The following is a 26,462-nucleotide window of genomic DNA, read 5'->3' on the forward strand; positions in this document are numbered from 1 at the left end:
TTATTTATTGGGGGGATTACCAATACTATTTATTTAACGTCTATTATTTATAGGAAAGGCATAGAATGGCAGCTAAGTTTACAAAGCTTTTCACGATTAACAAAGTCATTACACGACCACTTAATAAAGTCTAAAACCTAGGGGTTCAATCGCGCTCATAAATTGCTACTATGGGCACTGAATTAATGAACAAGCAGTATTAAGAAGCGATAAATACAAGCAACAACACGCTTAAAAATTAATCCAATAACTAATAAAAACTTAAAATAATGGAGTAAATTATGAGAGAACGTTACGCAAGTGGTATTGATGATAAAACCGCTGAAAAAATGGTTGAATTGTTAAACGCTAACTTAGCCAATCTGATTGACCTAAGTATGGACAGCAAGCAGTGCCATTGGAACTTACAAGGTACTGGCTTTATTGGCGTGCATCAATTGTTAGATGAGACTTATGAGCGTTTGACTGAAGCATTTGATACAGTTGCCGAACGTATCGTTATCCTTGGTGGTAAAGCCAATGGCATCTCTAAACGTGTGGTTGAAGACTCTATCCTAGAGACTTATCCAACTGATATCACAGAAGTTGATGAGCACGTACGCGAGCTTACCAATCGTTATAAAACCATTGCCGCTTCACTGCGTGAAGGTATTGATACCGCGGGCGACGCAGGCGATGAAGATACGGCAGATTTATTGACCGAAGTAAGCCGTATTGTCGATAAAGATGCTTGGTTCATCGGTGCTAATGCCCCCAAGAAAAAATAACAATGACTGAATAAATCTATAAATGGTATTCAGATAAGTATAAAAAAAGGTCACTTTTATAGTGACCTTTTTTTATCTCTAAAACCTTATATTTATAAATTGCTGTTATAGTCAAAACATCCTAAAAACGCGACGGTATGGCTGATATAAATTTTTTATAGACTCTGTCTGCGAAGGCACAGCAAGCAAGCAAGAAAAATTGATTTTAAAGACGGGTATTAAAACGGGTTAGAATTAGACTAAAAAATAATGACTTTAAAATACGCCTTTAATAATCTGCTTCATTTGCGGCAATAGCTCGCTTAATTGCGCTTCAGTCTCGCTGGTATCTTCAGGCAAGGATTGCTGTAAAAAAGCCGCGGTAATTTGTGGCTGCTTGGCAAGGATACTTTGCCCTACCGCCGTATCGTAGAATTTAATTTGGGCATCGACTTCAGCCTGCGTATAGTAAGTCTTAGCGGCACTGATATAAGCTTGCGTCAAAGTTTGTGCGTCGGCTGCATTGCCGATACCCTCAGTCATAATCTTGGCATATTGACCTAACACGCTTTGAATTTGCTCTTGTAGCTCGCGTTGGCGCTTGTTTAACTGTTGGTCACTGGCGCGCTGATTACTACTTTGATTATGGTTTTTGGTTTGCGTATTAATGGCATCAATAGCCGCTTGTTGACCATTGACGATAGACTGAATCTGCGCGTCGATATGCATGACTTGCATCAGTTTAATGATAGACACATCAGTTGGTGCTTGCTTGTTCATTTGCTGCTTGGCAATATTCTTGGTGTCCTTACGACCTGTATTAGGCTCACTATGGACAATCAGTTCTGCATTGGCATTGACGATAGGTGCCGATAGCAGCGTTGTCACCACCAAAGTAAGCAATGGATTCATACTAGTAGGATGCCGACTGGTATTTTTTTTGGAAGATTTTAGGTAATTTTTCATATAAGACTCTTATTATTATAGGTGATGTTTATTTATTATTTGGCAAGATTTATTAAGCACACTGATCATCTGGCAAGCGTAAAATCTCGGCATTAGGAACGGATAATGTCAAAATCGCTTCTTGAAATAATGGATTGGCACGGAATTGGTTTTCAATATCTTCAAATTTTTGCGCGATTTGCTGTTCTTGTTGATTACCGGCGATATCGACCGCTGCCACCATAAATATTTTTTTGGGTCCGACCCACTCTAAGTGTAAATAAGAGACGCTGTCGATATCAGGATGGTTCAATAGTTCCGTTAAGATATAGCAATGGGTCTTTTCTGAGACTTTATAGCCAACCAAAAAATCACGATTGCGATTGATTAAAAAGATGGCAACCATACCCAATAATATGCCAACGATAATAGAACCAAGGGCATCCCAGAACGGCTCACCCGTATAGGCATGCATGCCCATCGCTGCTGCTGCGACCACCAAGCCTATGACCGCTGCCAAATCCTCAAAAAACACCCCGCGCAACGTTGGGTTTGAAGTATTCACCACATAACCTAACGCACTGACATTGATAGCCTGACCATGCTTTTTACTTTGTAAATACGCCTGCACTAGAGAAAAACCTTCGAGCACAAAGGCCACTGCCAAAATAATAAAGCCAATGGTGTAATTGGTTTCTGTTTCAGGCGCATTCCACTCGGTGATACCGGTATAGATGGAAACAATCGAGCCTGCCATAAAAACGCCAAAAGCGGCAATCATCGACCACACATACGACTCTTTACCATAGCCTAACGGGTGACTGTTATCGGCAGGTTTGACCGCTTTTTTCTCCGCCACGATGAGTAGAGTGCCATTACCTGCATCTGCCCACGAATGCGCTGATTCAGCAATCATAGAAGCAGAGCCAGTCATAAATGCCGCAACGGTTTTGGCAATGGCAATAATAACATTCGCTCCGACGGCAATGAGCACAGTAACCAGCGACGAGGATTTTTCGTCTTCCTGCTTCTTGTCCTCCTGAATGTTTTCGGGGCTCGTGACGTTAGTGAAATTGAGGTTAGGATTGATACCGTCTTTAGGATTGCTAGTATCTTTGGTCAAATTGGCAATAGAACGCGCACTGCCAGCACCGCGGGTACGAACGGCTTGCGGTGCTGGCTGATCTTTGGAAGTAATTTCTGAGGATTCAGTGTTTTTTGAACTCATGCGAGGCTCAATGAATGGTTAATATAATGAAGTAAAACAGCCATCAAAAAAGTTAAGCCATGAGCGCTAACTATTTTTAACTGCCTTACTTATCATTAAATTTAACCAAATAGCCGCTACTGGTCAGTAAGGTTTTCGTGAGACTTTGTTTAAGTATTGATGATTTTGCTAGGTAAAATACGCCTTATTTGGCATTGCTATGCTGAGCAAGCTCGCCAATCATATCATTGTCGTTGCCGCTTTTATCCGTCATCTTATCAGCGCCCAGACTTTCGCCAATCATTTGATTGATGTCGCAGCTCGGGCGATGCGAGCTTTGCATGCGTAGCTCTTTACGCGCCAAGCCTGCGTCAAAACGGCACTGCTGCATGGCATTTTTAATCTCAAGCGCAGGCACAGGCGTCGGTTTACCGTTATCATCAATCGCCACCATAGTAAAATAGCAGCTATTGGTATGACGAATCGTACGGGCGCGAACGTCCTCCGCCTCAACCCGAATCCCCACTTCCATAGACGTTCTACCGACATAATTGATACTAGCGGCAAAAGTAACCAACTCGCCCACATAGATAGGCTCGCGGAACATCACTTGATCGACTGATAGCGTCACGACATAGCTACCACTGTAGCGACTGGCGCAAGCATAAGCGACTTGGTCAAGCATCTTGAGCAAATCACCCCCATGGACGTTGCCGATGAAATTGGCCATATCTGGCGTCATCAGCACCGACATATACAATTCATGATTTAAAGGGGCGCTTTTAGCAGTAGAGCTGGTGTTATATTGCGACATAATATTCCTTGCTGTTATCGTAAAACCTGTCTATTTTAAATATCCGTTATACAGTAGCCTCTGCTAAATCGCAAATAAAGACTGTTAGAGTGAGTGTAGGAGATATTTTTTATTTATATGGCTAGGGCTATTTATGCTTACTTTAGCCCTGTATTGGCGCGAAAAACCTTGTAAATGCTTTTATCTACCAAGCGAAAACGCAATCTTTCTAAAATCTGCAAAAAAAAGCTTGACGTATTTTTTATCTTTGCTAGAATACGCCCCACTTAGCAAGAACTCATTAGAGACTTTCTAAGCTCGCAGTAAGTCATAAAACCCTTACCGCTTATTCTCCAATAGCTCAGTTGGTAGAGCAACGGACTGTTAATCCGTGTGTCCCTGGTTCGAGCCCAGGTTGGAGAGCCATATTTTAGTTGTAAATCTTTTGAATCATTTTTGATTCGATTATGGCATTTGCCAAGACCCTCATCACTTTGATGGGGGTTTTTTTATGGCTGGTGTTTTATTTCATAAGCCTATAAATCGCAAAAACCTTTCTCTTTTCTTCTTCTATTACCAGTCTTGCAGTGCTTGGTTAATCCACAAAACAAAATCTACAAATAAAGTCAGCTTAGCTTTTATCATCGCCCTCAGTTATTGACTTATCGTCTTTATATTAAGCCTGCTATATCTTTGACCAACGATAAATTCATAAATAACATTGACCCTTTAAAGCTTTATCGCTACTTTGGATAAAGCTCTTAGTTATGTGAAAAAAAGTATAAAAAACTATTAGGGATAGCGCCATGACTATAGGTATTATTAAGCCGACGTTACTGAGTATTGGACTAATGAGTATGATTGGTTGTACTGCCCTGCAAACCACCGCAAAACAGCCAAATACAGAATAAACAAGCGATTCAACAACGGTTTATTACAATGGTAATATTATTACCATGGAAGGTGAGCAACCGTAGATGGTCGAAGCTTTAGTCACGCAGGCTGGCAAGATTGCTTATGTTGGCGATTTAAATACGGCGCAATCAAAATATAAAAATGCGGCGCAAGTGAATTTAAACAGCAAAACCTTGCTACCGGGTTTTATCGATCCGCACAGTCATTTTGATATGGTGTCAAACACCATAGGTCAGGCAAATTTAAACCCGCCGCCAGTTGGCAAGATAGATAGTATGGATAAATTACTACAAGCCTTAAAAGACCATAAAATAGACAATAACATCGCCGATGGTGAATGGATCTACGGTTGGGGTTATGATGAGAGTCAATTAAAAGAAGGTCGTCATCCAACCAAAGCAGATATCGATAAAGTATTGCGTAATAACCCTGTATATCTGCAACATACCAGCGGTCATATGGGTGTCGCCAATAGCAAAGCCTTGGCAGCCCTGAACATTACCGCCGATACTAAAAACCCAGAAGGTGGTAATATTGCACGGGTTAAAGGTTCTAGCGAACCAAATGGTCTTGTCCAAGAAACCGCTATGTACCCATTTATGCGGCGAATGCTAGAGGTATTAGAGCCCAATCAAGCTAAGTTTTTTGAGCAAACCCAAGATTATTATGCCAAAAATGGTCTGACTACCGCCCACAACGGTTCAACAGCTCGTAATACTATTCAGTTTTTCCAAAAACAAGCCGATGCTGGCAAGCTGAAAATTGACTTAGTTGCATTAGCAGGTAGCAGTGATTTAGATGAAAACTTAGCGGACAAAGACTTTGTTTGGAAGACCTATCAAAACGGTTTTAAAGTTCAAGGAACTAAAATCATAGCCGATGGCTCGCCGCAAGGGAAGACCGCTTGTTTTAGTCAACCTTGTTTGACGCCAGTGCCAGACTGCAAAAAAGACTGTCGCGACTTGCCGAGTATCAGCCAAGATGCGCTCAATGAGATGTTTGCCAAGGCTTATAAGCACGATAACCAGTTGTTTATCCATAATAATGGCGATGGCGCGACAGATATGATTATTAAAGCCCACGAATATGCTGTCAAAAAGACGGGGCAAGCCGCTGATAAAGATCGCCGTACGGTGCCTATTCATGCTCAGTTTGCGCGCCCCGATCAGCTAGAAGCCTTTAAAAAAATATAAGATGCTACCGTCATTTTTTACCAATCATGCCTATTTTTGGGGTGATGTGCATGTGCAAAATTTGGGTAAAAAACGTGCTGATTTTTTAAGTCCGATAGCGACAGCGGATAAAATGGGGTTAAAATACACCAACCATTCTGACGATACCGTGACGCCTGTCGACCCGTTATTTACCGTTTGGTCAGCGGTTAATCGCACCTCGCGCTCAGGCAAGATTATCGGCGTCAATGAACGCGCAACCCCTTATCAAGCGCTCAAAGCCATCACGACCAATGCCGCTTATGAGTATTATGAGGAAAATAGTAAGGGTACCTTAACTAAAGGTAAGCTCGCTGATTTGGTTATATTAGATGCCAATCCGTTAACGGTAAATGCAGATAAACTTAAAGATATTCATGTGGTCACTACCATTAAAGAAGGTAAAATAATCTATCAGCGCCCAATAAAGTAAAACTATAATGACAGCATACTAAGAAAAAATTTAATGCTTTATAGTCAAATTCATATAAGCTTGACTATAAAGTTTTTTCTGTCTCTTTTATATCAATATTAGGATTCGTTTATGAGTAACACCGAGCAAATCACCTCCTCTGACAACACCCATTATCTACACCATACTTTTTTTGTCCCAAGCGATAATACCACACCGATTACTGCTACCCTATTGATTGTGCATGGGATGGCCGAGCACAGCGGTCGTTATGCAGAGCTTGCGCAGTTTTTAGCAGATAACGGTATTGCGGTCGCCACTTACGATCAGCTGGGTCATGGGCAGACGGTCAAATCAGCCAATGATTTGGGTTTTTTTGCTGAAGAACATCCGGTGCAATCGTTATTAAAAGACGTTATTATCATGGCGGACAGCTTGAAAGCGCGCCATCCTAATGTGCCGCATTTCGTTATGGGTCATTCAATGGGCTCGTTTATCGTGCGCAATGTTCTCAAACATCACGCCCAGAACTTTACTGGTGCAATTTTAATGGGTACCGCTGATGCCAATCCATTGACCAAAGTGCTATTACCCATTAATAAAGTACTGGCAAAAGTAGCGCCCAAAAAGCCAAACCCAGTTTTCGCCAATGTGATGAATAAGGTACTCAATAGTAAACTTGATAATCGTATTTCTTCTTCAGAATTTGCTTGGCTTAATGAAGACCCTCAAGCTATCGAAGCTTATGAAGCCGATCCATTGACGGGTTTTGATTTTACCAACAATGGATTTTTAACCTTGTTTAGCTTAATGGAAGCGGGTCTTAATAAAAACTGGGCAATGACCATTGCCAAAGATTTTCCGATGTTACTGGTCAGTGGCGAGAACGATCCGATCGGCGATATGGGCAAAGGTATTCGCAAAATTGCCAGCCGTTTAGAAAAACAGAACTTTAGCAATATCACGCTACAGCTCTACCCGCACATGCGCCATGAGCCGATTCATGAACAAAATAAGCAGCAGGTTTATCAAGATATTGTAGACTGGATAAATAGCAATACTGCTGCCTAGTAACAAAATGCTTAGTAACAACATGCTTGATTAATTTAAACGACCACTTTTATTATCTTTTTTACCCTTCACCAACTTTAGGAATATTTATGACATTGCAACAAACCATCGAGCAAGCCTTTGAAAATCGTAACGATTATAGCCCAGCTACCATGCCACAAGACATACGCGACGCTATCAATGAAGTGCTTGAACAATTAGACAACGGTAGCTTGCGTGTTGCTGAGAAAAAAGATGGCGAATGGGTGGTCAATCAATGGGCTAAAAAAGCGGTATTATTATCATTTCGTTTAAACGATAACTATGTGCAGGCGGCGGGCGAACACGTGCAGTTTTATGACAAAGTGCCGACGAAGTTTGCTGACTGGACTCAAGAGCAGTTTAAAGCAGCTGGCGTACGCGTGGTACCACCAGCGGTTGCTCGTAAAGGCTCATACATCGCAGCTGGAGCAGTATTGATGCCATCGTACGTCAACATTGGCGCTTATGTCGACCAAGGCGCGATGGTAGATACGTGGGCGACGGTTGGTTCGTGCGCCCAAATCGGTAAAAATGTGCATTTATCAGGCGGCGTCGGTATCGGCGGTGTCTTAGAGCCGCTGCAAGCCAGTCCAACGATTATCGAAGACAATTGCTTTATCGGCGCGCGCTCTGAAATCGTTGAAGGCGTGATAGTAGAAGAAGGCTCAGTAATTTCTATGGGCGTGTTTATCGGGCAATCAACGCGCATTTATGACCGTGAAACGGGCGAGATTCATCGCGGCCGTGTACCAGCAGGCTCGGTCGTTGTACCCGGTAGCTTGCCATCAGAAGACGGCACTTACAGCTTATATGCTGCCATTATCGTGAAAAAAGTCGATGCGCAAACCCGAGCCAAAACCTCGGTCAATGAGTTATTACGTTTGGCCTAGTGATGTAATTTTCCTAGAGCTTCCATAGATATTAGATATCAGGCAATCAAAAAGATGTTGAAACCCAATTTCAGCATCTTTTTTAATGTTCAATATCAGTTTAAGTTTAACTTAATACAAGACATTACGTTATAATCCTTGCCTCGTTTGGGCGCTAGAAATATTAGCGCTAAACAAACTACTAAACCCTTTTTTATTTGGTCAATGCGTGCCGCATTATCAATCTTTATCTGTATTTGACATATTATGAGTGAGTTATCTTTACGCACCTCGGCAATTCCTGTCACTGATCCCGAAGCAGGGTTACGTTTGACCGAGATTTTTTATTCCTTGCAAGGTGAAGCGCTGACCTCAGGCTTGCCGACGATATTTGTGCGCCTGACTGGCTGCCCGTTGCGCTGCGTGTATTGTGATACCGAGTACGCTTTTAGTGGCGGTGAGCGGCAATCGCTAGAAGCCATTATCACGACCATCAAAAGCTATCCGTGTCAGCGTATCTGCTTGACGGGCGGCGAGCCATTAGCGCAGCCAAATGCCATTGAATTAATGCAGCTTCTGTTAAATGACGGTTATGAGATTTCACTTGAAACCGCAGGCGCACTGACGGTAAAAAATGTACCGCCTGCGGTCAGCAAAGTAATGGATCTGAAAACGCCAAGCTCAGGTGAAGTCGATAAAAACCTTTGGTCAAACCTCGACTATCTCACCCAGCACGACCAAATCAAATTTGTCATTATGAACCGCAATGATTATGAGTGGGCAAAGGCAACACTGTTTGAGCATCAACTTGATAAATTGGTCGGTACGGTTTGGTTTTCACCAATGTTTACTGTCGCAGAAGAAGTCGTTGCTAGTGAAGCATTGAGCAGCCCCGATGTGCCAGTATTGGCGCGTGAGTTAGCTGAATGGATACTGGCTGATGCCTTGCCTGTACGTTTTCAACTACAACTGCATAAGATTATTTGGGCCGATGCTAAAGGTAAATAATGGAATGAGCTTTGCGCAAATTGGGCAAATCAATAGTTCAAATAAACAAGCAACCAAAATTCCAAACTAAACATCCTCTAAATATGGTCAAGGAATTTTAGAATCGCTACAAGGCGACCGACCGCAGATAGTATATTGAGTACATCTAGGGCGGGTAACACCGTAGCGGTTTAAAAGTGCTCTGACTATAGCTAACCTGCCGACTGCAAGGACGCATACATGGTTAAACTGATTTTACTGGGCTTATTGGCGGGGGCGTTCTTTAGCTCGACATTTATTTTAAATGAGCTGATGAGTAATGCCGGTGGTCATTGGTTTTGGTCAGCGAGCCTACGCTATGTCTTTATGTGGCTGATTATCAGCGCCGTTATTATCCTGCAACATGGCTTTAGGCGTATTGAAGCACTTGCGAGCATTTTTCTTCAGCACTGGCGCTTTTGGTGTCTTACCGGCAGTATTGGCTTTGGGGTATTTTATACCGGTATTTGCTATGCAGGCGACCACGTGGCAGGCTGGGTCGTGGCTGCTACCTTTATGTTTACCGTCGTAACCAGTTTGTTCGTACTATTGGCATTCGGACAAAGGTTTGATAAGAAATTTATTATTTATGCCTTTTTGGTGTTTATCGGGGTAGTATTGGTCAACGTCAGCGAAGGTTTGCGCGCCTCTGCCCTCGCCGATATTGATAGCGCACCGATGGCAGAAATGCTGCTTTACGGTGCCCTACCTGCGCTAATCGCGGCTTTTAGTTACCCAATCGGCAATCAACTGGTCTGGCAAGTCTCACACAACTCGCGCAAACACCATCCCCATAAAGATAAGGCTAAAACGCAACAAGTAACAGAAGATAAGAAACTCAACAGTGAACAAAGTCATCACGTGCATAGTAAACAAGCACTTGTCTCAGAAGCTTATGACTTATCTGCTGCTGCCTCTAACGCTGCACACAGCAGTATTTCTTTAAATACCAGTAGCACTATTAATGCTAACCAAACTTCTGCTTTACAAAACCTCATTGCTCGTATTCCAGTTATCGAGACGAGCTTATTACAAAATGCCTTTAATAAAGTCTGGCTAATGACCTTGGGTAGCTTTCCATTTTGGCTGGTTTTAGGCGCTTTTATCCAGCCTGAACCACCTGCAACCACCCAGTTATTTAATACCTTGCTAGTAGCATTACTGGCTGGAGTAGCGGCGACAAGCATATTTTTTTATGCGCGTGAGCAAGCGGTGACGTCAAGCGAAGTCGCAGGCGTTGACTCCACCCAAGCCAGCGAGGTAATCTTTGCTTTGATTGGTGGTATACTATTGTTGGATAATGCCATACCATCAGCAATGGGATTGGTCGGTATTGGGCTAATTATTCTAGGACTGATTTTATTTGCAAAAGACGGTTGAGGCTAAAATAAGTCATGATAAATCACTTTATTTTCCCCGATATTCTACTGTATTTATTAGATATGGTAGGCGTCATTGCTTGTGCCATTGCCGGCACTTTGCTGGCGCAGCATAAAGGCTTTGATATTGCGGGCTGTATTTTGGTTTCTATGGTCAATGCCATTGGCGGTGGTACATTGCGCGATATGGCGCTCGATCGTCATCCGCTATTTTGGATGACTGACCTCAACTATGTCATTGTCATTACTATTACCTCGCTTATTCTACAAATTTTCTTTCATCTGTATCATAAGATTGATAAAGCCCTCAAATTCTTTGACGCGATTGGTCTAGCGGCTTTTAGTGTCATTGGTTTTAAAGTGGCGTTGGCGCAAGATATATCGCCGGTTATTGCGGTTATGATGGGAGTTTGGACGGCGATTATCGGTGGTTTATTGCGTGATATTATCTGTAATGAAATACCACTGCTGCTACAGCGTGAGATTTATATCACCGCTAGTATTGCAGGATCCTTGAGCTATTTGGCGCTTGATTACTGGGGCGTTGATGCGGTTGCCAATGAATTTATGATGTTATTTATCATCTTTGCCGTGCGTATGCTGGCGCTTAAATTCGATTGGCACCTGCCCTCTATTCGTTTGGTCGATTAACTCTTCGTTTTACCGCTTAACCTCATGGGCAAAAAATACCAGTGCTTTGATATTGATGTTTTAATATAAGGGATTTAATGAGAAAAATGCATGCTCACCATCGCTTTAGATTCTGAATTGATGACTACTTTTGACCCGCGTTCACTCATTTATCTGTTTGATATGATTGGGATTGTCGCTTGTAGTATTTCGGGAACGATATTGGCCAAGCACAAGAACTTTGATGTCTTTGGCTGCTTATTGGTATCGATTGTGACTGCCATCGGCGGCGGTACGGTGCGCGATGTCATTTTGGATCGTCATCCACTGTTTTGGATGGTGGATATGAGTTATTTGACGCTTATTACTGTTTCGTCGTTAGTGATGCAAATATTCTTTCATCCCAACTCTAGGCGCGTTGATAAATTCCTCAAGCTCTCCGACACTATTGGCCTATCAGCTTTTACCTTAATCGGTATCAAGGTTGCTGATAGTATGGGTGCCAATGTGCCAGTGGCATTATTACTCGGGGTGATTACGATTATTGTCGGCGGTATCATCCGTGATATGATTTGTAATGAGATTCCGTTGGTGCTACAGCAAGAGATTTATATTAGTGCGTCTTTAACGGGCGGCATTCTTTATTTTGCCCTGCACAATCTTGGCGTAAGCGCTTGGATTGCCGATATCTCAGCAATGGCGACGATTTTTACTTTGCGGATGCTTGCCATTCGTTATGACTGGCAATTTCCAACCATTGAATGGAAATATTAAAGTATTCAAGCCTAGCAACTGCTAGCTTTCCTCTACTGTTTCTTTTACCAGCGCCAAATCTTTGACCATCAACTGCAAGCTTTGTTTGCCGTTCCACTCGTTAATGTCTAGCTGAAATAATACATGCACTTTTTCGGCGCGGTAATCCCAAGCACTACTATCAAAATTGAATTGGATAGCCTCAATCGGATATTGCACCTCAGGATAACGTAGCGACAACTTAAGATGTTTGTCTTTTAATATCTTAAAGCTCAATACCTCAAATACGCCGTCAAATATCGGCGGTGCAAAGCCATGGCCCCATATACTGGCGTTGGCTAAATGCTCTGCAAACCACAAGCTAAAGTCAGCCGCTTGCAATGGTCCATCGGTAAATTTCTGCTCGGCAAAGACTTCCTCATCCATCTGCGCCATCACTTCGTTAAACGCGGTTACGAAGCCATCGAAATGACGCCGTTTAATGGTTAAACCTGCCGCCATAGCATGACCACCAAAGTGGCTGATTAAATCAGGGTAACGTTCGGCCACTTGCTCAATCGCATCACGAATATGCACGCCTGCGATAGAGCGCGCCGAGCCTTTGATGGCATCGTCGTCACCCGTGCGTTCTGTATCGGCTGGCGCAAAAACGATACTGGGCAGATAGTGGCTTTCTTTTAAACGACCAGCGACGATACCGATAACCCCTTGATGCCAATCGTCTTGATATAAAATGATGCTGCGGTTTTGATTATCAATAGCCGACTTTTCAGTTTTAGGCTGGATAAGAGTTTCATCGCTCTCGTCAGCCCTATTATTAACATCAGCAGTATTAACATTAACATTAGCATTAGAATCAGTAGCAGCTAACGCTTGCACAATGCTATCTGCTTGCGCGCGCATCTCACCTTCGACATGACGGCGCGTACGATTAAGCTGCTCAAGCTCTTGCGCCAAACGCTGGGCGGTACTCCAGTCATCGGTCAATAAGCATTCGATACCGATGCGCATATTATCCATGCGCCCCGCAGCATTGATACGCGGACCTAAAACAAAACCAAAATCTTGCGCCTGTAATTGTTTTGGGTCGCGACCTGCTTGTTCAAGCAGTGCCAATATCCCAAGCGAGCAGCGACCTTGGCGAATGGCGTTTAGACCGTGATGCACTAAAATACGATTGTTTTTATCAAGTACACCCACATCGGCAATCGTCCCAAGCGCGACCAAATCTAAATATTGGCTGACTTGCACGCTAGACTTGCCTGCTTCGCGGCGCAGTTTCGCCAAGCGTCCGAGCACATAAAACGCCACGCCGACGCCAACCAAGGCTTTACTACTAAAGTTGCAATCAAGCTGATTGGGATTGACCACCGCTTCGGCAGGCGGCGTTTCTTTAGTAGTCAGATGATGATCAGTAATAATGACAGTGATGCCATCAGCCTGCGCCCGCGCCACGCCGTCATGGCTTGAGATACCATTATCGACCGTCACAATCATGTCGGGCTTATAAGTCTGGATACCTAATTCGACAATCTCTGGCGTCAGACCATAACCATATTTAAAACGGTCAGGTACTAAAAAATCAACGACTGCGCCCATCTTTGTCAGCGCGCGGATCATCAATGCGGTACTGGTTGCCCCATCACAATCAAAATCACCGACGATTAAGATACGCTGACCTTCGTCGATGGCCACATCTAACAAACGCACCGCTTCGGTGACGCCATGCAGCATTTCAGCAGGTAATAAACCAGATAAGCCAGTCTCTAACTCATCAGGCGCAGTGATACCGCGACCGGCATAAAGCCTAGCAAGGGTAAAGGATTGGGCGGCAAGTGGTTGCAACGCGGCGGGCAACTCGTCGATGCGAGTGCAGGTATAACGGGGGGTTAAATTTAGCATGGTGCTATTCTACTGGCTTTGGCACATAGCCACAATGGGAATTTTTAGCACTATCGTCTAGATTTGGCGATTGCCCAATTATGCCTTATGGCGTAATTTATATCACATATCATGTAGGAAAAATAAAGGCTATATATGGCGAATGTTTAAACGCTTGCTTGCCAACCTGCCCTTTATTTACAAAAACGGTGCAGAGAGCCTGCAATTTTCTGCATTTTGCTACAAAGCAATGATTGTATGGGGCTTATAAAGCCATAAAATGGTAAATATTCAAGATGAGTTATTAGAAGATGACTTATTGGAAAATTATAAGATACTCATCATTTTTGCCATGTTTGCTTTTGTTATATTAATTACTTTCTATTTTTTAAACATTTTAAGGACGCGTTATGAAAACCACCCCAACCGCTGAAAAACTGCCTAATACCATCGACCCTAATTTAGATCTAGATAAAGTCAAAAAAGACTGCGAAAAATTGGTCAAAAAACGCGCCAAGCTTTCTGCTGGTGTCGCTATTGTACCTATTCCATTTTTTGACGTGGCAGTTGATGCCAGCATGCTGACCGTCCTGCTACCTGAAATCAGTGAGCGTTTTGGACTGATTGAAGGCCGCCAGTCTGCCATCGATTTAGAATCACGCGCCATCCATTGGCAAGCGCTAAAAGACCGTACGGTTGATTTTGCAGGTTTAATGGCGACACGTGGTATCGTGAAAAAGACCGTCCAAGGTTTCGGTGGTCGTATCGCTGCCAAACAAGTGACTAAGTTCATTCCTTTAGGTGGACAAATGGTCGCCGCAACCATGGGCTATATGATTTTTAAAAAAATCGCCACCGACCATATCAATGAATGCTATAACTTGGCAAAAGACATTCAGCAAAAGCAACATGGTAAAAATGTCTAACAGCATGCCATCATTGTTTAAAGTTTAAGAAATTGTCATTCAAAAAAAACCCAGCTAAGATTCTTAGCTGGGTTTTTTAATCTAAGGAACAGACTTTTCATACTTAACAAACCTAGTATTTTATATAAAAATACTAGCCGCCATTTTTGGCGATCCAATTTTGCATTTGCTCAATTTCAGCCTGCTGCGCGTCGATAACCGCTTGCGCCAGCTCACGCATTTCGGCATCTTTGCCATATTTTAGTTCTACTTCCGCCATATCAACGGCACCCTTATGATGCGGTAACATACCACGCGCAAAGGCCATATCAGGTTTAGGGTCCGCGATACCCGCCATCATCTCATCGTGCATAGCGTCCATCCCATCAGCGTAGGCTTGCTGCATGGCCTTGGTATCAGGCGTGGCTTCAGCTGCGTCAGGATGACTGGCCAGCCAGTTTTGCATTTGCTCAATCTCAGATTGCTGGGCGTCGATGATTTCTTGCGCCAGTTGACGCATCTCTTTATCCGTACCATATTTTAGCTGAATCTCCGCCATTTCAACCGCACCGACATGATGACCGAGCATCCCTTGCGCAAACGCGGCATCGGGATCGTTGTAATTCATCCCAATCATCATCGCATCGTGCATTTTTACCATCGAGTCATTGTACGCTTTGTGCGTCACCGACATGTGCTCAGTATCTGTGCTCATCGCTGCCATATCATGATTGGCGTGCGGGCTGGTCGCTGTGTTGGTTGTCGTATCAGTGACGACTGCTTGCTCTGTAGCAGGTGCAGCGTTTTCATTAGCAGCCTCTTCATTTGCAGGCTGACAGGCGCTGATGAGCAAGGCAGCACTGATACTAGCACTAAGCAATGCTAGGCGTGAATGGTTAATAATTTTCATAGTGTATCCTTTGTTTAAATAAAGCATAAAAATGGCAAATTAAGGAAAATTTGCCGAAAAAAATAGCTAAATGACTGCGTTAAATACAGCCATTTAACTACGAGCATTTATTAAAATATTAGTTAATTTTTTAACATGCTTGTTCAATTTCTGGGCTTTTTAAGTTCTAGGGCGTTCAATTCTTAGGTTTTTTGAGCGATCAATTTACTAAATGATTAAACGACAGCACTTCTTTAATTTATTTAAGCTCTTCGATCAGCTCTTGCATTTCGCCAATTTCGCGCTCTTGCGCCTTGATGATATCATCAGCAAGCTTACGCACTCTCGGGTCGTCGATATCGGCGCGGGTACTGGTCAAAATAGCAATCGAATGGTGCGGTATCATCGCCTGCATCCAGTCAACTTGATCAACAGTCGCTTGGGATCTGACGCCCCAAAGACCAACGGCAAACATTACGATGCTCAGCCCATAAATCATAAGATTGACTTTGGTTTTTTTGTACATATGGCTCATAAATGCCAACATGATGACCGACATAGCGGCGCCCATATACAGCGCCATATAAGCTCTGGTTTCGCTAAAATAAACGTGATCCCATTGATAAGTATTAAAGTACATCATGATATACATGACAATGGTCGACGTTAAAATCATCAATGAAAACCTGACATACGGGTTCATTTTTTCTTCTTCTGAATGCTGCATAAGGTAGTCTCCCGCGACGTTGTTTATATTATTTTTATTAATTTATATTGCTTAGGCTATTTAAAGGCTAGCCGATTACTAAAAGGTTTTTTATTGTATTTATGAGCTTATAACTGCTGCTTAGCAGACTCAACATCCGCGTATACTCGGTTTGTACTGTCTTTGTTTGCACGCATGGCTTTATAAAGCGCAAACTAACCTTGTTGGTTTTTATCCAAAAATGATAGCAGTATCAGCCTGACAATGAGATGACGCTAAGATGACAATTTTGTCATCTTGCCCGTCTGGCATAGGAATAGCGCTGGCATTGCTCTATGATTGGAGGTTTGCAACTTGTATATGATGCAATCGCATAAAAATTATAAATAACGGGCATGAGTACGCTATGAAAATACTATTGGTCGAAGATGAGCTGTCGCTTGGGGATTATATTAAAAAAGGTTTGAGTGAGGCGGGCTTTATCGTTGAGCACCAAACGACAGGACTTGGCGGCTATCATGCCTTGATGACTGAGGATTTTAATGTGGTCATCATGGATGTGATGTTGCCTGATGTGAGTGGTTTTGAGTTGGTACGCAATTATCGGGCGGCGGGTAAGCTGACGCCAGTGCTGTTTTTGACCGCGAAAGATGATTTAAGCGACCGCGTAAAAGGCATAGAAATTGGCGGCGATGATTATCTGACCAAGCCCTTTGCCTTTGCTGAATTATTGGTCAGAATCAAAAACCTATTGCGCCGCGTCAATCAAACCGATTACGCCAATACAGTGCTACAAATTGCCGATTTAAAAATGGATATTGCCAAACGTACTGTCACGCGCGGTGAGCAGCCTATTAAGCTAACCGCTAAAGAATTTGCGCTACTACAATTTTTTCTTGAGCGCCAAGGTGAGGTGCTACCACGCTCTGTGATTGCCTCGCAAGTCTGGGATATTAATTTTGATAGCGACACCAATGTGATTGATGTGGCGATACGGCGTTTGCGGATTAAAATCGATGACGATTTCGATACCAAACTGATTCATACGGTGCGCGGCATGGGTTATCGGCTAGATATAGATGATGATGCCAATGACAGCGCTGTTATCACTGCGGTTATTGAATAATATGACGCCGATTGCGACGGATGGTCGCTTATCTTTATTGTGGCGCACTATTCTGCTGTTAAGCTTGTGCGTCATCGTCACTCAGATATTTCTGTATGTCTGGATACAGCGCTCGGTTAATGAGCATTTTGAGCAAATGGATGCGGAGATTTTAACCCATGCGGCGTTTAATTTACGCCAGTATATGGATAGCAATAGCATAGTTGACACGAGTAACACTAAGAAAAAGCCACTTTCTCAGCAGACGCTCGCTTTACAGAACGCTAGTATCGACTATGAAGTCAAAACCGTGATTACCGATAATAACGGGCAAGTGCTTATCAGTGTGCCAACTGGTTTTATCAATCAGTCGAGTCATCATGGCGCGGTCAAAGCGTTGTGGCAAAAACATCACGAACAGCCGTTCGATCTAAAAATTAACGACCGCCATTATCGCGCTATTGTCATTCAGCACGCCAGCCGCTTAGCACTCATCGCCCTACCCGTCGATGTTCATCATCAGTATTTGGCGCAATTTAACCGTCAGCTGATTGTTATCTTAATCGCCATTACCTTTCTTTTAGTCTCTATCGCCGCTTTTAGTGTGCATTTAGGCTTTGCACCGCTTGCGACCATTCGGCAAAAAATGAGCCGTATCAATGCCGACCAGCTCGACGATAGGATTGTGATAGCGGATATGCCCAGTGAATTGCGAGCGCTTGCAGAATCCTATAATGCAATGATGGTTAAGCTCGCGCATAACTTTGAAACGTTGTCGCGCTTCTCAGACGATATCGCCCACGAGCTGCGCACGCCGCTTGCCACCCTCAGCACCCAAACCCAAGTCATGCTCAGCAAACCGCGAGCCAGCAATGAGTATATCGAGCAGCTGCATCATCAGCATGACACCTTAGCGCAACTATCGAGCCTCATTAACAACATGCTGCTACTGGCAAAAACGCAAAAAGGCTTGATTCATTCGCAGTTTAACCGCGTAGATAGCGATTTACTGCTGACTAAGATGATGGAGTATTATGAATGGATAGCCGAAGACCGCGCTATCACCTTTAAAAAAACAGGTGACTTTAAAACCATACTTGGCGATGCAAGCCTATTGCAAAGGTTGTTTGCTAACTTAATTGCCAATGCCGTTTATTATGCCGCCAGTGATAGTATTATTCATATTAATGGCAAAATTGTTACGGATAAGGTTGCAGAAAATAGGCAGGTTTTATCTTCATCAGGCATGCTAGCCTCATACCTGCAAATCTCCTTTACTAACCGTCTAACCGCCCCGATGACGCAAGCAGAGGTGGATAAATTATCAGAGCGTTTTTATCGCCATCATAAAACTCTATCAATGCATGCAGGGTCGGGCTTAGGTTTGTCAATTGTGCATGCGATTGTCAATGCCCACAATGGTAAAATAGCTATTACGGTAAAAGACGGCTATTACTTTGAGGTCAGTATCAAACTCCTTCTTGCTTAGCCACAAAAAAGCCCTGCCATTGCAGAGCTTCTTTTGCTTTTAATTAATTTTACTATTTTTACCTTTTAATTTACGGTGTTGGTTGGTAAGTTATCTGAATTTACAGGGCTATCAGGTTGATAGTTTGCATGTGAGGGTTTGGCAAAAGCAAACTTGACGACCTGCAGTGCCACACAAACCGCACCAGTAATAAAGATCACGTCAGCAAAGGTACGAATCCAGCGCAGCGTGACTAAGAAATCTTGTTGTAAGAAGCCTTCACTACGTGCGTACCATAGACCTTCGGTCATTGACGCGTGCGCTTGGAAAATACCAATCGGTAATAAGCTAGTGACAATCATCAATACCAAGCCTGCATTTAGTGCCCAAAAACCAGTTTTGATAAGGTTTTCACTAAACACATAATCAGGACGGATATAGCGCATGACCAGTAATACAAAGCCGATTGCTAAGAAGCCATAGACCCCAAACAGTGCAGCATGTGAGTGAGTGGCGGTAGTATTTAACCCTTGTAAATAGAACAATGAGACTGGTGGGTTAATCATAAAGCCGAACACCCCTGCACCCAACATATTCCAGAACGCGACCGCAACGAAACACATGATAGGCCATTTAAGCTTATTCATCCATGGCGCTTGACGCTGCATAGACCAATGCTCATAACCTTCATAGCCTAGCACCACTAAAGGTACCACTTCTAAAGCACTAAATGACGCGCCGATTGCCATGACTGGTGTGGTTGTACCAGAGAAATATAAATGGTGGAACGTACCTGGGACACCGCCAAGCATGAATAGGGCTGCTGAAGCGATGGCAGAACCGGTGGCGATTTTTTTGTTGACCAAGCCTAAGTTGTAGAAAATGAATGCGAGTGAGACGGTGGCGAATACTTCAAAGAAGCCTTCTACCCATAAATGTACCACCCACCAGCGCCAGTATTCCATGATGGTTAAGTGGGTACGCTCGCCGTAGAACAAGCCTGCACCGTAGAATAAACCGACGCAAACGACCGATGCAAAGAAGATAGCCAATAAATTTTTATCACCGCCCTCTTTTCTTCTAAGCGCCGGTAAACAGCCACGGGTCATCAATACCAACCAGAATAAGATACCAACCCATTTTAAAATCTGCCAGAAGCGACCAAGGTCAATGAATTCATAGCCTTGATGACCAAACCAGAAGTTGTATTTTGCAGGCATAATACCGGCAATCGCAAAGTACTGACTAACAAAAGAGCCTACAACCACGAGTATTAATGCCACCCAAAGGATGTCTACGCCCAATTTTTGGTATTTGGGGTCTTTACCGCCATTGATAAGTGGCGTTAAGTACAAGCCTGCCATCAAGAAAGCAGTAGCAATCCAAAATAGTGCTGCCTGAATATGCCACGTACGTACTAAGGAGTACGGGAAGTAATCGGATACGGCGATACCATAAAACTCTTGCCCTTCAACGGTATAGTGCGCGACAAAGCCACCAATAAATACCTGAAATACGAATAGAGCAACGACTAGTACACCGTATTTTGCCAAGGCTTTTTGTGACGGTGTTAACGCCACTTTGGTTAATGGATCAGAACTTGCCGTTGCTTCTTTGACGTCTTCTTCTTTACGTAAGAACGACCAGCCCCAAATAAGAAAACCAACCCCAGCGATTAAGAACACCACACTGGCGATAGACCACATGATATTTTCAGAGGTTGGGACGTTATCAATTAAAGGCTCATGCGGCCAGTTATTGGTATATGTCGCATCAGTACCCGGACGGTTGGTAGACGCAACCCAAGTGGTCCAAAAGAAAAAGTTGGTGAGTTTTTGTCTGTCTTCAATATCTGCCAAAGTATTGTTTTTCATGGCAAAATTTTCACGCGACTTTTGCAATGAAGGCTCATTACCGTAGAGACCGATATAGTAAGGCGCGACTTCATTAATAGCGGCGATACGCGTATCTGACAGTACCACTTGATTGTTAGCATTGGTATTGCTGCCACGATATTCTTTTTTCAGTTGCGCGCTAAGTACCGCTTTTTGATCGTCTGTTGCCGCGGCAAAATCATGCCCATATAACTCTTGCGCACGTATATCTAACCATGCCACAAGCTCTCTGTGTAACCAATCTGCTGTCCAGTCAGGCGCTTGATAGGCACCATGTCCAAGTATCGAGCCAAGCTGCTGACCACCCGTGCGCTGCCAAGCAGATTGACCATCTAAAATATCTTCTTCTGTGATTAATACCTTTCCGCTGCTATCAATATACTGATCAGGGATAGGAGGTGCGGTGCGATAGACTTCCACGCCGCCCCAACCTAAAAAGGTAAAGGTAATGACGAGGACGGCGATTAAGCCCCACCAATACTTTTTATATTCGCCCATATCTTGCTCCTACTGGCTAGATAGATAAACTGAACGCTTAACATTCATTTTAAATGAATTTTTATAAGCGCAATTATAATTCCATAAATGATTAATACCGCTGCCTGTTACGATAAATCTATCAATCATCTGGTGAATATTAAGCCTGCTGCCTGAGTGATACTTTAGTCTTGGGATTAAGAATAAAGCACAATAAAAGCTGGGATTAAAGGCTTAAATCTTTGATGACATTAGAGTTAATGAATAGATTTTATCGCTTCATGCGCTAAACCTATTTGATGTATATTTACATCTAGCATCAAATTGGAAACATTTTAACATTCATTTAATATGAATGTTAAGAGTTATTTTTGCTTATTTTTATGTTTCTTATAAACTGCGCGGTTCACTTTTATCAAATCACGAGTGAAGTCCTTCATTTATAACCAAATTTAGAGAGAGAAACTCGAGTAGCAAGTTACTTATACCTAATGCAAAAACATAAAAAAACCAGATAAATGAAGTTATCTGGTCTTTTATTAGGAATACTTATTAATTACTCAGACGATTTAATAGTAGCTGATGACTGCGCTCAATCACCGGCGCATCGACCATATTACCGTCCACTTTAAAGATGGCTTGCCCACTGCGTTCGTATTCTGCGACTACTCGCTGCGCAAATTCAATCTCACTCTCAGTTGGTTGCAGGGCTTCTTTAACAATATCGACTTGCTTAGGATGGATACAAAGCATGCCCGACATACCCATCTGTGACCATAGCTGCACACGCTTGTGCAGTCCCGCGCTGTCATCAAAGTCCGCATACACGCTATCAATCGGTGCGAGCAGTTGATGGACTTTTGAGGTTAAAATAAGCTGATAACGAATTTGATTGGCGATGATATCGGCTGATGCTGTGCCCACCTGTACCTGTAAATCATTGCATAGGTCTAAAAAGCCGTAGCTAAATGCCACCATACCGTGCGCTTCTGCTATCTCATCGGCACGATATAAACCAATAGCATTTTCTATCACTGCAATCACCGGCAGACCCGTTTCTTGGTTAACTTTCTCTATATCTGCTGCCTGCTCCGCTTTTGCTAATAGGACGCCTGCCAGCTTTGGCAACTGCTGACATAGCACCAAATCTTTGGCAAATTCAGCACTACTCGCTTGATTGATACGTAGCCAAATCGGGCGATAGCCTTGCGCCTCATGCTCAGCAGCATAGTAGGCTTTTAATGCCGCACGAGCTTGGGCCTTGTCTGCTTGCGCAACCGCATCTTCTAAATCAACAATCACTGCATCTGCCCCGCTAGCAAAGGCTTTTTCTACCCGATCTATGCGCGTTGCTGGCACAAACAACCACGTCTTAGTATCAGCAAGTGATTTGATAACAGCTCGGTAAATTGGCGATTCAGTATTGGTATCGATACTCGTATTTTTATGGGCAGATGGATTGCTAGAAGGTAACATGCTCGATTCCTAGAGGTAGATATTCATCATATAAACACTTAACGTTATTGTGCCACGACAAAAGCGCTTGTCATAGCCTAATAACGCTAGTTGGTTATAACGCTGGATATTAAGATTCCTCTGGTTTATCAAATAACTTTTCGATAGGTTTACTATGGATTTTGGAGCTATTAAACATCGATTTATTGCCAGTATCGCCTTCTGTCCAAAAGTTGATATTAAACTGAGCATCATCGCTTAACTCTACGCGGTGCCAATATTGCGGTGGACTGACCGCAAACTGTCCGGCGTTGATAACGACTGTTTTTTCTGGCTCAGTGGCCGCTTCGTCAGCGAAACCATAAAAAGTCACCGTACCTTGCATGACACAGATTTGGCCGTAAACGCCCTCAGCCGTATTGTGATGGGTCAATAAAGCATTGGGTACTTTATCTTTGGTGAAGAAGTGTGTCGAACGTTTGATTTTCCAATGGCTTGGAATGACGGGATTAGTATTGGTTTGGGTATCAGAACTCATGATAACTCCTTAGCTGGTTTGCTGAGTATAGATTTTTATCTCAATCTGCCTTAAAACCACTATGCGGTTAAGTGTGTAATTGAGAATAATTATCATTAATATAAAATAGCACCTTTTAAAAGCTTTTACTAGCTTTGTATGTTTTGACTATCTATAAAAATGTAACACCTTAAATGCGATCGCCGCCCCATTAACGGTCGCCCTATCCATAAGTAGTATACAAACTACGCCCTATACTGCTTTCGCTCAATGGTGATGCTGCCCCATTATTGCTATTTTGTATCCATTACCAGCATCAGAATTTATAATGGGGACATTATTATGCATGCCAAAGAATTACTTGAGCTTGAGCGCCGTGATATCAGGGCGCTGCACTATACGTGGATTGCTTTTTTCCTCACCTTTTATGTCTGGTTTAATATGGCACCGCTGGCAACATCGATGCTACAGACAGAAAGCTATCTGACCCCTGACCACATCAAATTATTTTTAATCGCCAACGTCGCGCTAACGATTCCTGGGCGGGTTATCGTCGGCATGGCATTGGACCGTTTTGGTCCGCGGCGTGTGTTTTCTATCCTGATGGTCGTGATGGCGATACCGACGTGGTTTTTTGCGTTTGGTAACTCGGCAACCCAGCTATTCGTCTCGCGCTTATTTATGTCGATCGTCGGAGCCGGTTTCGTCGTCGGTATTCATATGACCACTTTATGGTTTAAGCCAAAAGACATCGGTTTTGCCGAAGGTTTTTATGCTGGCTGGGGCAACTTTGGTTCAGCGGCGGCGGCGATTACCATTCCAACCGTTGCTTTGCAGTTCTTTGGCGGCGACGATGGCTGGCGCTGGGCAATTGCGCTATCAGGTTTGTTAATGGCCTTATACGGCGTGGCCTATTGGTTTTTAATCACCGACGGGCCAGAAGTTGGTACCCATAAAAAATCTCGCAAAGCGGGCGCGTTAGAAGTATCGACGTGGAAGGATTTGTGGTTATATTGCTTATTTATCATTCCTTTATACGGCGTCTTATCGCTGCTGGTGTATCGTACCCAAGCGATGGGTTTTTTAAGTGCCACTGGCGGTATTATTTGTTATAGCGTCATTATAGTGATGGTCATTTACCAAATCTATAAAGCCATTAGCATCAACGTACCTGTGATTAAAGCCGGTATTCCAGAAGATGATAAATACCCCTTTAAATCGGTAGCGGCGCTAAACGTCAGCTATTTTGCTAACTTTGGTGCAGAACTGGCGGTGGTTTCTATGCTGCCGATGTTCTTTGCCGCAACTTGGAAACTTGATCCAACGGCGGCTGGTTTGATTGCCTCTACCTTTGCCTTTGTTAACTTATGGGCGCGGCCACTTGGCGGCTATATCTCTGACAAAATCGGTAATCGCCGTTTGGTGATGTTGGTTTATATGTTTGGTATCGGCATTGGTTTTGTGCTGATGGGCGTGCTTAATGCCGAGTGGCCGTTATTTATCGCCGTGGTGTTTACCATTTTGTGCTCGGTATTTGTACAAGGGGCCGAAGGCGCGACCTTTGGTATCATTCCCTCGATTAAACGTCGTCTGACCGGTCAGATATCAGGTATGGCAGGCGCTTATGGGAACGTGGGCGCGGTATTTTACTTATTTATTTACACCTTTGTAGAGCCCAATCAGTTCTTTTATATCATCGCGTTTGGCGCATTTGTCGCGTGGATTGTGTGTTATTTTTGGTTGGCAGAGCCCGAAGATGCCTTTGGTGATGAATATAAAATGTCCTCTGTCGATCGTCAGATTGCTGCAGAACAAGGCTAATTATTCATAATAGCTTTTTATCGAAAACAAAAACCCACTTAGCAAACGTTAAGTGGGTTTTTTAATGAGGGCGATATTTATCTCAATATAAGATGAAACGATTTAAGATAGCACCACAGGCACATGTCTATAACCGCCCAATGGTGGCTGCTCACGCTCCAAAGAAAAACCCGCCGCTAAGGTGATATCTGTGAAATGGGCTAATAGTGCTTGAGTAGCAATTCTAAGCTGCCAAGTAGCAAGCAGGCGTCCTGGGCAAACGTGCTTGCCGATACCATAAACCACGTTAGCAGCGCCATGCTTTTGAGGGTCGAAATCATTGTCACCAAACACCGCTTCGTCGCGATTGGCTGACGTCCAGTTTAACTGTACGCGCGCACCTTTGGGTAGCTTGTGCGCACCAATAGAGACGGGACACGTAGTGATACGGCGGTTTGAGACGAAAGGATCGTCAATTCGTAATATCTCGTCGATGATAGCCTCAAGTTCGCTATCAGTAGCTCGTGACCAGAAGTTTACTTGCTCAGGATGCTTGACAATATGAGCGATGATAACGCCGACACACAAAGCGATAGACCCCAAATCGCCGCCAGTCCAATTACGCAAAATAGACACCAGTTCGGCTTCGCTCAGCTCCCGCCCATCGATGCGCTCACGGCACAATTGAGCGGTGACGCTATTCATATCAAGGCTGTTTTTAGCGATATTGTTTTTAGCGATGTTGTTTCCAGCAGTGCTCGCTTTAAACATGCCAGCCACTTCGTCAGTATTGCGGTACGGCTGTAACACCGAGCGGATAATATCATCGAAGTCTTGCGCGACTTTTGCCATTTTTACGTCGTCTTTTGAGCGAGTAGCGCTGTGATTATTGCGCATCCACTGTAAAAGTTTCGGTTCTAATTCAGTAGGCCAGCCAAGCCACGCGCACTGCGCGCGGACCGCAAATACCGCGCCGATATCATCGACTGCATTGAGCATTTTACCTTTTGGTAGCTCACTCATCAATTCTGTTGCGACCTTGTCAAAAATAGAGACATAAGGCAGTAACGCTTCTTTACTAAGATAACCATCAATCAGCGCCCTAAAATGCTCGTGCTCTGCGCCGTCCAAACCATTGGGTACTTGCAAAAAACGCGACACCTGACTGGAAAAACGCTTATCATCTAAAGCCGCCGCCACCACATCTGCATGGCGTAGTAACACCCACTCCCCTGCGTCATTATTTTTTATGACATCATGCGCTTGCCGTAAGTTATCGGTCAGGGCGCGCAAATCACTGTCTTTACAAATAGTGACCTCAGCAGTCGCATGAACGGTTTTTTGGTCAAATAAGTGGGATGTCATCATAAATCCTTACAGCAGGTA

At 43.6% G+C, this 26,462-nt stretch carries 23 protein-coding genes and 1 tRNA gene; 14 read left to right on the plus strand and 10 right to left on the minus strand.

Features of this window, described 5'->3' with window-relative positions:
* The first annotated feature begins 281 nt into the window (after positions 1-281).
* Entirely contained in the window at positions 282-767 is a 486-nt protein-coding gene (gene dps / locus B3R91_RS09310) for a DNA starvation/stationary phase protection protein Dps (protein ID WP_068406213.1), read from the plus strand.
* Between the two features lie 255 nt (positions 768-1,022).
* On the opposite strand, the gene B3R91_RS09315 is transcribed toward dps, so the two are convergent.
* The 3 genes from B3R91_RS09315 to B3R91_RS09325 all read right to left on the minus strand — a co-directional run bounded on the left by B3R91_RS09315 (position 1,023) and on the right by B3R91_RS09325 (position 3,712).
* A complete protein-coding gene (locus B3R91_RS09315; protein WP_286797367.1) occupies positions 1,023-1,712 on the minus strand; it encodes a DUF2059 domain-containing protein in 690 nt (229 codons plus the stop codon).
* A gap of 52 nt (positions 1,713-1,764) precedes the next feature.
* Entirely contained in the window at positions 1,765-2,919 is a 1,155-nt protein-coding gene (locus tag B3R91_RS09320) for a cation diffusion facilitator family transporter (protein WP_286797368.1), read from the minus strand.
* A 184-nt stretch (positions 2,920-3,103) separates the two neighbouring features.
* Positions 3,104-3,712 carry an acyl-CoA thioesterase gene (locus tag B3R91_RS09325; RefSeq protein WP_144297161.1) on the minus strand — a complete coding sequence of 203 codons (609 nt, stop codon included), beginning with the start codon at positions 3,710-3,712 and terminating at the stop codon, positions 3,104-3,106.
* Positions 3,713-4,041: 329 nt separating this feature from the next.
* Between B3R91_RS09325 and B3R91_RS09330 the strand changes: the two genes are divergently transcribed.
* The 9 genes from B3R91_RS09330 to B3R91_RS09370 all read left to right on the plus strand — a co-directional run bounded on the left by B3R91_RS09330 (position 4,042) and on the right by B3R91_RS09370 (position 11,999).
* Positions 4,042-4,117, plus strand: a tRNA-Asn gene (locus B3R91_RS09330).
* 551 nt (positions 4,118-4,668) lie between these two features.
* Positions 4,669-5,799, plus strand: a complete 1,131-nt coding sequence (locus tag B3R91_RS09335; RefSeq protein ID WP_286797369.1) for an amidohydrolase — start codon at positions 4,669-4,671, stop codon at positions 5,797-5,799.
* A 1-nt stretch (position 5,800) separates the two neighbouring features.
* Positions 5,801-6,250: an amidohydrolase family protein gene (locus B3R91_RS09340; protein WP_286797370.1), complete on the plus strand. Its 450-nt coding sequence runs from the start codon at positions 5,801-5,803 to the stop codon at positions 6,248-6,250.
* Between the two features lie 111 nt (positions 6,251-6,361).
* Positions 6,362-7,300: an alpha/beta hydrolase gene (locus B3R91_RS09345; RefSeq protein WP_286797371.1), complete on the plus strand. Its 939-nt coding sequence runs from the start codon at positions 6,362-6,364 to the stop codon at positions 7,298-7,300.
* An 89-nt stretch (positions 7,301-7,389) separates the two neighbouring features.
* Positions 7,390-8,211 carry a 2,3,4,5-tetrahydropyridine-2,6-dicarboxylate N-succinyltransferase gene (gene dapD, locus B3R91_RS09350; protein WP_286797372.1) on the plus strand — a complete coding sequence of 274 codons (822 nt, stop codon included), beginning with the start codon at positions 7,390-7,392 and terminating at the stop codon, positions 8,209-8,211.
* 246 nt (positions 8,212-8,457) lie between these two features.
* On the plus strand, positions 8,458-9,198 hold the full coding sequence (queE, locus tag B3R91_RS09355) for a 7-carboxy-7-deazaguanine synthase QueE (RefSeq protein ID WP_286797373.1): 741 nt from the start codon (positions 8,458-8,460) through the stop codon (positions 9,196-9,198).
* Between the two features lie 219 nt (positions 9,199-9,417).
* On the plus strand, positions 9,418-10,596 hold the full coding sequence (locus B3R91_RS09360) for a multidrug resistance efflux transporter family protein (RefSeq protein WP_286797374.1): 1,179 nt from the start codon (positions 9,418-9,420) through the stop codon (positions 10,594-10,596).
* A gap of 14 nt (positions 10,597-10,610) precedes the next feature.
* Entirely contained in the window at positions 10,611-11,246 is a 636-nt protein-coding gene (locus B3R91_RS09365; RefSeq protein WP_286797375.1) for a trimeric intracellular cation channel family protein, read from the plus strand.
* A 90-nt stretch (positions 11,247-11,336) separates the two neighbouring features.
* Positions 11,337-11,999: a trimeric intracellular cation channel family protein gene (locus B3R91_RS09370; protein ID WP_144297167.1), complete on the plus strand. Its 663-nt coding sequence runs from the start codon at positions 11,337-11,339 to the stop codon at positions 11,997-11,999.
* Positions 12,000-12,020: 21 nt separating this feature from the next.
* On the opposite strand, the gene recJ is transcribed toward B3R91_RS09370, so the two are convergent.
* Positions 12,021-13,880, minus strand: a complete 1,860-nt coding sequence (gene recJ / locus B3R91_RS09375; protein ID WP_286797376.1) for a single-stranded-DNA-specific exonuclease RecJ — start codon at positions 13,878-13,880, stop codon at positions 12,021-12,023.
* Between the two features lie 389 nt (positions 13,881-14,269).
* Between recJ and B3R91_RS09380 the strand changes: the two genes are divergently transcribed.
* Positions 14,270-14,785, plus strand: a complete 516-nt coding sequence (locus tag B3R91_RS09380; RefSeq protein ID WP_286797377.1) for a hypothetical protein — start codon at positions 14,270-14,272, stop codon at positions 14,783-14,785.
* Positions 14,786-14,918: 133 nt separating this feature from the next.
* Here the strand turns inward: B3R91_RS09380 and copM are convergent, their stop codons facing one another.
* Both copM and B3R91_RS09390 read right to left on the minus strand, forming a co-directional pair.
* Complete coding sequence (gene copM, locus B3R91_RS09385; protein WP_286797379.1) at positions 14,919-15,674, minus strand: CopM family metallochaperone; 756 nt, start codon at positions 15,672-15,674, stop codon at positions 14,919-14,921.
* A gap of 238 nt (positions 15,675-15,912) precedes the next feature.
* Positions 15,913-16,380: a DUF305 domain-containing protein gene (locus B3R91_RS09390; RefSeq protein ID WP_227671111.1), complete on the minus strand. Its 468-nt coding sequence runs from the start codon at positions 16,378-16,380 to the stop codon at positions 15,913-15,915.
* A 385-nt stretch (positions 16,381-16,765) separates the two neighbouring features.
* Here B3R91_RS09390 and B3R91_RS09395 point away from each other — a divergent pair, with 385 nt between their 5' ends.
* Both B3R91_RS09395 and B3R91_RS09400 read left to right on the plus strand, forming a co-directional pair.
* Positions 16,766-17,485 (plus strand): heavy metal response regulator transcription factor, encoded by a 720-nt coding sequence (locus B3R91_RS09395; protein WP_200662907.1) that lies wholly within the window; start codon positions 16,766-16,768, stop codon positions 17,483-17,485.
* A 1-nt stretch (position 17,486) separates the two neighbouring features.
* Positions 17,487-18,953 (plus strand): ATP-binding protein, encoded by a 1,467-nt coding sequence (locus B3R91_RS09400; RefSeq protein ID WP_200662914.1) that lies wholly within the window; start codon positions 17,487-17,489, stop codon positions 18,951-18,953.
* 65 nt (positions 18,954-19,018) lie between these two features.
* Here B3R91_RS09400 and B3R91_RS09405 read toward each other — a convergent pair whose 3' ends face one another.
* From B3R91_RS09405 to B3R91_RS09415, 3 genes are all read right to left on the minus strand, one after another.
* Positions 19,019-21,325 (minus strand): nitric-oxide reductase large subunit, encoded by a 2,307-nt coding sequence (locus B3R91_RS09405; protein WP_286797382.1) that lies wholly within the window; start codon positions 21,323-21,325, stop codon positions 19,019-19,021.
* Between the two features lie 531 nt (positions 21,326-21,856).
* On the minus strand, positions 21,857-22,780 hold the full coding sequence (locus B3R91_RS09410; protein ID WP_286797383.1) for an HpcH/HpaI aldolase/citrate lyase family protein: 924 nt from the start codon (positions 22,778-22,780) through the stop codon (positions 21,857-21,859).
* A gap of 109 nt (positions 22,781-22,889) precedes the next feature.
* Positions 22,890-23,297 (minus strand): DUF1971 domain-containing protein, encoded by a 408-nt coding sequence (locus B3R91_RS09415; protein WP_286797384.1) that lies wholly within the window; start codon positions 23,295-23,297, stop codon positions 22,890-22,892.
* A 321-nt stretch (positions 23,298-23,618) separates the two neighbouring features.
* Between B3R91_RS09415 and B3R91_RS09420 the strand changes: the two genes are divergently transcribed.
* A complete protein-coding gene (locus B3R91_RS09420) occupies positions 23,619-25,097 on the plus strand; it encodes an MFS transporter (RefSeq protein ID WP_286797385.1) in 1,479 nt (492 codons plus the stop codon).
* 102 nt (positions 25,098-25,199) lie between these two features.
* Here B3R91_RS09420 and B3R91_RS09425 read toward each other — a convergent pair whose 3' ends face one another.
* The gene (locus B3R91_RS09425) at positions 25,200-26,444 is read right to left on the minus strand and encodes a cytochrome P450 (protein WP_286797386.1); all 1,245 of its coding nucleotides are present in this window, start codon (positions 26,442-26,444) and stop codon (positions 25,200-25,202) included.
* Between the last annotated feature and the right edge of the window lie 18 nt (positions 26,445-26,462).

This window comes from Psychrobacter sp. UBA6291, assembly GCF_002439405.1.
Lineage (GTDB): Bacteria > Pseudomonadota > Gammaproteobacteria > Pseudomonadales > Moraxellaceae > Psychrobacter > Psychrobacter faecalis.

Excerpts from the sequence above, each read along its gene's own strand:
- B3R91_RS09335 (WP_286797369.1), top strand. The coding sequence starts at position 4,669 with ATGGTCGAAGCTTTAGTCACGCAGGCTGGCAAGATTGCTTATGTTGGC.
- B3R91_RS09340 (WP_286797370.1), top strand. The coding sequence starts at position 5,801 with ATGCTACCGTCATTTTTTACCAATCATGCCTATTTTTGGGGTGATGTG.
- B3R91_RS09400 (WP_200662914.1), top strand. The coding sequence starts at position 17,487 with ATGACGCCGATTGCGACGGATGGTCGCTTATCTTTATTGTGGCGCACT.
- recJ (WP_286797376.1), bottom strand. The coding sequence starts at position 13,880 with ATGCTAAATTTAACCCCCCGTTATACCTGCACTCGCATCGACGAGTTG.
- B3R91_RS09360 (WP_286797374.1), top strand. The coding sequence starts at position 9,418 with ATGGTTAAACTGATTTTACTGGGCTTATTGGCGGGGGCGTTCTTTAGC.
- B3R91_RS09320 (WP_286797368.1), bottom strand. The coding sequence starts at position 2,919 with ATGAGTTCAAAAAACACTGAATCCTCAGAAATTACTTCCAAAGATCAG.
- B3R91_RS09390 (WP_227671111.1), bottom strand. The coding sequence starts at position 16,380 with ATGCAGCATTCAGAAGAAGAAAAAATGAACCCGTATGTCAGGTTTTCA.
- B3R91_RS09345 (WP_286797371.1), top strand. The coding sequence starts at position 6,362 with ATGAGTAACACCGAGCAAATCACCTCCTCTGACAACACCCATTATCTA.
- copM (WP_286797379.1), bottom strand. The coding sequence starts at position 15,674 with ATGAAAATTATTAACCATTCACGCCTAGCATTGCTTAGTGCTAGTATC.
- B3R91_RS09415 (WP_286797384.1), bottom strand. The coding sequence starts at position 23,297 with ATGAGTTCTGATACCCAAACCAATACTAATCCCGTCATTCCAAGCCAT.
- B3R91_RS09410 (WP_286797383.1), bottom strand. The coding sequence starts at position 22,780 with ATGTTACCTTCTAGCAATCCATCTGCCCATAAAAATACGAGTATCGAT.
- dapD (WP_286797372.1), top strand. The coding sequence starts at position 7,390 with ATGACATTGCAACAAACCATCGAGCAAGCCTTTGAAAATCGTAACGAT.
- B3R91_RS09370 (WP_144297167.1), top strand. The coding sequence starts at position 11,337 with ATGCTCACCATCGCTTTAGATTCTGAATTGATGACTACTTTTGACCCG.
- B3R91_RS09315 (WP_286797367.1), bottom strand. The coding sequence starts at position 1,712 with ATGAAAAATTACCTAAAATCTTCCAAAAAAAATACCAGTCGGCATCCT.
- B3R91_RS09395 (WP_200662907.1), top strand. The coding sequence starts at position 16,766 with ATGAAAATACTATTGGTCGAAGATGAGCTGTCGCTTGGGGATTATATT.
- B3R91_RS09405 (WP_286797382.1), bottom strand. The coding sequence starts at position 21,325 with ATGGGCGAATATAAAAAGTATTGGTGGGGCTTAATCGCCGTCCTCGTC.
- B3R91_RS09420 (WP_286797385.1), top strand. The coding sequence starts at position 23,619 with ATGCATGCCAAAGAATTACTTGAGCTTGAGCGCCGTGATATCAGGGCG.
- B3R91_RS09425 (WP_286797386.1), bottom strand. The coding sequence starts at position 26,444 with ATGATGACATCCCACTTATTTGACCAAAAAACCGTTCATGCGACTGCT.
- B3R91_RS09380 (WP_286797377.1), top strand. The coding sequence starts at position 14,270 with ATGAAAACCACCCCAACCGCTGAAAAACTGCCTAATACCATCGACCCT.
- B3R91_RS09325 (WP_144297161.1), bottom strand. The coding sequence starts at position 3,712 with ATGTCGCAATATAACACCAGCTCTACTGCTAAAAGCGCCCCTTTAAAT.
- dps (WP_068406213.1), top strand. The coding sequence starts at position 282 with ATGAGAGAACGTTACGCAAGTGGTATTGATGATAAAACCGCTGAAAAA.
- B3R91_RS09365 (WP_286797375.1), top strand. The coding sequence starts at position 10,611 with ATGATAAATCACTTTATTTTCCCCGATATTCTACTGTATTTATTAGAT.
- queE (WP_286797373.1), top strand. The coding sequence starts at position 8,458 with ATGAGTGAGTTATCTTTACGCACCTCGGCAATTCCTGTCACTGATCCC.